This window comes from Plesiomonas sp. (genome assembly GCF_051650925.1).
Taxonomy (GTDB): Bacteria; Pseudomonadota; Gammaproteobacteria; order Enterobacterales; family CAMTGL01; genus Plesiomonas.
Map to the genome: position 1 here is coordinate 1 of NZ_JBOFRH010000329.1, position 6,059 is coordinate 6,059.

Annotated in this window: 6 protein-coding genes; 1 reads left to right on the forward strand and 5 read right to left on the reverse strand. The window is 49.0% G+C overall.

Going from position 1 to position 6,059, the window contains the following annotated elements:
• A partial coding sequence (gene pgi / locus ACRC27_RS07675; RefSeq protein ID WP_438639574.1) for a glucose-6-phosphate isomerase occupies window positions 1–1,583 on the reverse strand: 1,583 nt, incomplete at its 3' end.
• Between the two features lie 227 nt (window positions 1,584–1,810).
• Here pgi and ACRC27_RS07680 point away from each other — a divergent pair.
• Complete coding sequence (locus ACRC27_RS07680; protein WP_438622144.1) at window positions 1,811–2,503, forward strand: MOSC domain-containing protein; 693 nt, start codon at window positions 1,811–1,813, stop codon at window positions 2,501–2,503.
• Window positions 2,504–2,649: 146 nt separating this feature from the next.
• Here ACRC27_RS07680 and alr read toward each other — a convergent pair whose 3' ends face one another.
• The 4 genes from alr to rpsR form a co-directional block, all read right to left on the reverse strand.
• Window positions 2,650–3,732 (reverse strand): alanine racemase, encoded by a 1,083-nt coding sequence (alr, locus tag ACRC27_RS07685; RefSeq protein ID WP_438622145.1) that lies wholly within the window; start codon window positions 3,730–3,732, stop codon window positions 2,650–2,652.
• Between the two features lie 10 nt (window positions 3,733–3,742).
• A complete protein-coding gene (dnaB, locus tag ACRC27_RS07690) occupies window positions 3,743–5,143 on the reverse strand; it encodes a replicative DNA helicase (RefSeq protein WP_438622146.1) in 1,401 nt (466 codons plus the stop codon).
• A gap of 193 nt (window positions 5,144–5,336) precedes the next feature.
• Window positions 5,337–5,789, reverse strand: coding sequence for a 50S ribosomal protein L9 (gene rplI, locus ACRC27_RS07695; RefSeq protein ID WP_438622147.1), 453 nt, complete (start codon window positions 5,787–5,789; stop codon window positions 5,337–5,339).
• 43 nt (window positions 5,790–5,832) lie between these two features.
• On the reverse strand, window positions 5,833–6,059 hold a 227-nt coding region (rpsR, locus tag ACRC27_RS07700; RefSeq protein ID WP_438634987.1), incomplete at its 5' end, for a 30S ribosomal protein S18.

A 6,059-nucleotide genomic window follows, 5' to 3' on the forward strand; every position in this document is an offset into this window, starting at 1 on the left:
TGGCTATCTTGTAGCTCAGGCAAAATGCGGTTAGCCAGTTGTTTACCGAGCTCTACACCCCACTGATCAAAACTGAAAATATTCAGCATTGCGCCTTGTGCAAAGATTTTGTGCTCATACAAAGCAATCAGTGCCCCTAAGCTGTACGGGGTGATTTCACGCAGCAAGATAGAGTTAGTTGGGCGGTTGCCTTCAAAGGCTTTGAACGGAACGATATGCTCAACCTCTGCGGCAGTTTTACCGGCCAAAACAAACTCCTCTTCCACTTCAGCGGCCGTTTTACCAAATGCCAGCGCTTCGGTTTGAGCAAAGAAGTTCGACATCAGTTTAGCGTGATGATCGCCTAGCGGGTTATGGCTGTTAGCCGGTGCAATAAAGTCACACGGGATCAGTTTTGTGCCCTGATGGATCAGCTGATAAAACGCATGCTGACCGTTGGTGCCCGGCTCACCCCAGATAATCGGACCGGTCTGGTAATTCACCGGATCACCGTTGCGATCGACCGATTTACCGTTTGATTCCATATTTCCCTGCTGGAAATAGGCAGCAAAACGGTGCATGTATTGGTCATACGGTAAAATGGCTTCGGTTTCAGCACCAAAGAAGTTGTTGTACCACAGGCCAATCAGCGCCAGCAAAACAGGTAGGTTGTGCGACAGTTCGGTTTCGGCAAAATGGCGGTCCATCGCGTGGGCACCAGACAGCAGTTGCTCGAAATTCTCAAAACCAATCGATAGCGCAATTGACAAGCCAATGGCTGACCAGAGGGAGTAACGCCCACCAACCCAATCCCAGAACTCAAACATATTGGCAGTATCAATACCAAATGCGGCGACTGCGCTGGCATTGGTTGATAACGCAGCAAAGTGTTTAGCGACATGCGCTTGATCCTCTGCTGCCGCCAAGAACCATGCACGCGCAGAGAGCGCATTGGTCATGGTTTCTTGCGTGGTGAAGGTTTTTGAAGCCACCAAAAAGAGTGTGGTTTCAGGGTTGAGGGTTTTCAGCGTTTCGGCAATGTGTGTGCCATCAACGTTAGAGACAAAGTGCATATTCAGGTGGTTTTTATACGCTTTCAGCGCTTCAGTGACCATGTAAGGGCCAAGATCTGAGCCGCCAATCCCGATATTCACCACATCAGTAATGGCTTTACCGGTATAGCCTTTCCACTCACCGCCAATCACGCGATCACAAAATGCTTTCATTTTGGTCAGCACCGCGTTGACTTCCGGCATCACATCGCGGCCATCGACCATGATCGGGGTATTGCTACGGTTACGCAGTGCAATATGCAGTACCGCACGATCTTCGGTGCGGTTAATTTTTTCGCCACTGAACATTGATTTGATAGATGCAGGCAGATCGGTTTGTTCTGCTAATGCAAAAAGATGCGTCATAGTTGATTGATTAATCAAGTTTTTCGAATAATCTAACAAAAATTGATCTTCAAATTCGGCAGAATACGCGGTAAAACGATCCGTCTGATCGGCGAAAAGATCGCGCAGATGAGTATGACGCATTGTTTGATAATGCTGCTCTAGCTGTTGCCATGCCGCCGTTTGGGTCGGGTTAATATTCTTCATTCTCATGTGTTCCTATAAATTGATCTGTTTTTAGAAAGCGGTTTTAAAGTAAATAACTTAATTAAAGAACAGATTAGGGTTTTCAGGCACCAAATTAGTGCAGAGAAACCTTGTTTTACGGAAGTTTACTACTCTGAGCGTCATCAATAACGACAATGCCACCATAGAGAGATTAAGATCACAGTTTTAATGCTCTCTTCCTTTTAAATCAAGCAGACGAGGAAATCATGAACAGCAGTGAAATGCGCATTTTCCACGGGGCATGTAGTACACAGCTGCATGGTATTCACAGTGCCATCTACAAAAATGAGAGTAAAAATGCGCTTTTTTTGAGTGAGCTGGGTTTTGAAGGCGATCAGCAAGCCGATACCCGTCACCACGGTGGTATTGAACGCGCGCTGCACTACTATCCGGCAGAACACTATGAGTACTGGAAGAGTATTTATCCTGATAATCCGAATTTTGTCCGCGGGGCATTTGGCGAAAATCTGTCAGGATTTGGGCTGACCGAAGAGAACTGTCATGTGGGTGATGTGTTTCAATTAGGGGAAGCCGTTGTACAAATCAGCCAGCCTCGCTCACCCTGCTATAAACTGAACGTACGTTTTGACGTTGAAAATCTGGCGATGGCGGTGCAAAACAGTGGACGTACCGGCTGGTTGTTGCGCGTATTACAAGCAGGTACGGTGCAACCCAATGATACATTAACCCTACTGACCCACGGAGACTGCCCGCTTTCGGTCTACCATATGAACCATATTTTTTACACCGAACCGCTCAACCATGTCGGGCTTGTTGCGATGAATGACTGTGAGCAACTTTCTGTCAGTTGGACAAATCAGGTGCAAGCACGTTTACGCAGCGGCATGGTAGAAGATTGGAATAAACGTCTGTACGGTAAAGCGCTGTGGGCTGAGTAGTTGTAAGCCAAATAGCAGTACAACAGAGCGCAATCTAAACCGACTCTTTTTGTATGCAGGCAATCATGACTGAACACAGTCTGCTGATTGCCTGCATACAACAGTATTCAACGGCACAAACGATATGCCGTTAGAGTTATTATCGGTTAATCGCCGATATACTGCATCTGCACCCGAGGTGTCAGTTTAGTCACCAACTCATAAGCGATGGTACCGGTATATTGCGCGACCTGCTCGCACGGCAAACCCTCGCCCCATAAAATGGCTTCATCGCCGACTTTATCTTGCGTTTCCGGCCCCAGATCAACAGTCACCATATCCATAGAGACCCGCCCGACTAACGGAACAATACGGCCGTTCACCAGCACCGGTGTACCGGTTGCAGCATCACGCGGATAACCGTCACCATACCCGATGGCGACCACGCCTAAGCGAGTATCGCGCTCACTCACCCAGCAACCACCATAACCAACCGGCTCGCCCGCTTTATGTTCACGTACGGCAATCAGGCTTGATTTGAGCGTCATTGCTGGACGCAGCCCGTAGCAGTCGGCAAACGAATCATTAAATGGTGAGATACCGTACATAATAATGCCCGGACGCACCCAGTCACGGTGTGATTGTGGCCATAACAAAATACCACCAGATGCCGCAATAGACTGCGCGCCCGGTTTGGTTGCCACAATAGAATCAAAACAGGCCAGCTGATCGCACGTCGTACTCACTTCTGGCTCATCAGCACGGCTGAAATGGCTCATAAAGCGCACCGGCTGCACCACATTACGGCAGGTCTGCAAGCGCTGATAAAACGCCTCTGCATGCTCGGGGCGAACACCTAAACGGTGCATGCCAGTATCGAGTTTCATCCAGACCGTGATAGGCCTATCCAATACGGCCTGCTCAAGCGCTTCCAATTGCTCGATACTGTGTACTACAGTATCAATATTATTGGCGACCAGTACCGGTAAATCTTCGGCAGAGAAGAACCCTTCCAGCATAAGAATCGGTTTTACAATACCGCCAGAGCGTAAAGCAAGAGCCTCTTCAATGCGCGCGACCCCGAAACAATCGGCCTGCTCTTTGAGTGTGTGCGCTACTTCCACCAAACCATGGCCATAACCATTGGCTTTCACGACTACGATAATCCGGCTGTCTGGTGCAAAATCCTTAACCCGTTGCAGATTATGTCGCAACGCGATGCGATCAATCACTGCGGTCGCTGCTTTCACGTGTTTGTCCTTAATACTCATCGTCATATGCGGGGCCGGCATAGTTATCAAACCGAGACCACTGTCCTTGGAACGCTAAGCGTACCGAGCCTATCGGGCCGTTACGCTGTTTACCGATAATGATCTCGGCCACGCCTTTTTGATCACTATTCTCGTGATATACCTCATCACGATAAATAAACATAATCAAGTCAGCATCTTGCTCGATAGAGCCTGATTCACGCAGATCGGAGTTCACCGGCCGCTTATCGGCACGTTGCTCCAGACTTCGGTTCAACTGTGACAGCGCGACCACCGGTACTTGCAGCTCTTTAGCCAGCGCTTTGAGTGAACGGGAAATTTCAGCAATTTCCAGTGTCCGGTTGTCAGAAAGCGCCGGAACGCGCATCAATTGCAGGTAATCGACCATGATCATGCTCAAACCACCATGCTCACGGAAAATCCGCCGCGCACGGGCGCGCAACTCGGTCGGAGTTAGCGCAGACGAGTCATCAATGTACATGTTGCGTTTTTCCAGCAACAAACCCATGGTACTTGAGATCCGCGCCCAATCCTCATCATCGAGCTGACCGGTACGAATGCGAGTTTGATCAACGCGGGAAAGTGAAGCCAGAATACGCATCATGATCTGTTCAGCTGGCATCTCAAGGCTGAAAATCAGTACCGGTTTATCCTGCATCATCGCCGCATTTTCACACAGGTTCATCGCGAACGTGGTTTTACCCATTGAAGGTCGTGCGGCCACGATAATCAGATCAGAAGATTGCAAGCCAGCCGTTTTTTTATCCAAATCACCAAAACCGGTCGAGACACCGGTAACGCCGTCGTGCGGGCGCTGGTACAACTGCTCAATACGCGAAACAGTATCTTCCAAAATGCTCTCGATACTTTTCGGGCCTTCATCTTTGCTGACCCGATTTTCAGCAATCTGGAAGACTTTAGACTCAGCCAGATCGAGCAAATCTTCACTGTTGCGGCCCTGCGGATCGTAACCGGCATCGGCAATTTCATGTGCCACCGAAATCATGTCGCGCACCACCGCACGCTCACGCACTATCTCGGCATAGGCAGAGATATTGGCCGCACTGGGGGTATTTTTCGATAATTCAGCTAAATAGGCAAAGCCACCGACATCATCTAAAATCCCTTTTACTTCAAGGGATTCAGAGAGCGTAATCAGGTCAATGGGCTTACTGCGCTCTAATAAGCGGTGCATCTCTTCAAAAATCAGACGGTGCGGACGGCTGTAAAAATCACGGGCCACTACTTTTTCAGCCACGTTATCCCAGCGTTCGTTATCCAGCATTAAGCCGCCGAGAACAGATTGTTCAGCTTCTAATGAGTGTGGCGGCAGTTTAATGCCGTCAACCTGCGCATCTCTGCGTGTGGGTTTGGTTTGTTTAACCGCCATAGACATTCACTGCACTTGAGAGTATCACCCTAACGGATGATAGAAATGAGACTGAGCCGGCAAGTATACCTTGTGGCTACACGAGAGAGAATGCGTAATATGGGTTGTTTTAGCGGAAGTTGACTGAAGGTCGTGCCGAAACAAAAAACGCCGACAAAAGTCGGCGTTTTTCTTAAGCAAGAAAGCGAAACAATTATGCTTCAGCTTCTACGCTGATAACTACAGTAGCGAAAACTTCGCCGTGCAGTTGGAAGCGAATTTCGTGCTCGCCAGTGGTGCGCAGAGCACCATTGTCCAGACGAACTTCGCTCTTACAAACTTCAACGCCTGCTGCGGTTACGGCATCAGCGATATCGCGAGTACCGATAGAACCGAACAGCTTGCCACCGTCACCCGCTTTAGAGGTGATGGTTACGCGCGCCAGTGCAGTCAGAGTCTCTGCACGTGCTGCGGCTGCAATCAGGGTTTCAGCCAGTTTGGCTTCTAATTCAGCGCGGCGAGCTTCGAAGAACTCGATGTTCTTCTTAGTTGCCATCACTGCTTTAGCCTGAGGTACCAGATAGTTACGAGCGTAACCAGCCTTAACGTTTACCTTGTCACCAAGGCTACCCAGGTTTGCAACTTTATCAAGCAGAATAACTTCCATTACCGTGTCCTCTTTAGAGTCTTAAAATACAGACAGCAGCCTATTACTGATGACCATCAGTATACGGCAGCAGAGCTAGGTAACGTGAACGCTTGATAGCGCGTGCCAGCTGACGCTGGTACTTAGCACGAGTACCTGTGATACGGCTAGGAACAATCTTGCCGCTTTCGGTAATGTAGTTCTTCAGAGTGAAGGTATCTTTGTAGTCGATCTCTTGAACGCCTTCCGCTGTGAAACGGCAGAACTTACGACGACGGAAATAACGTGCCA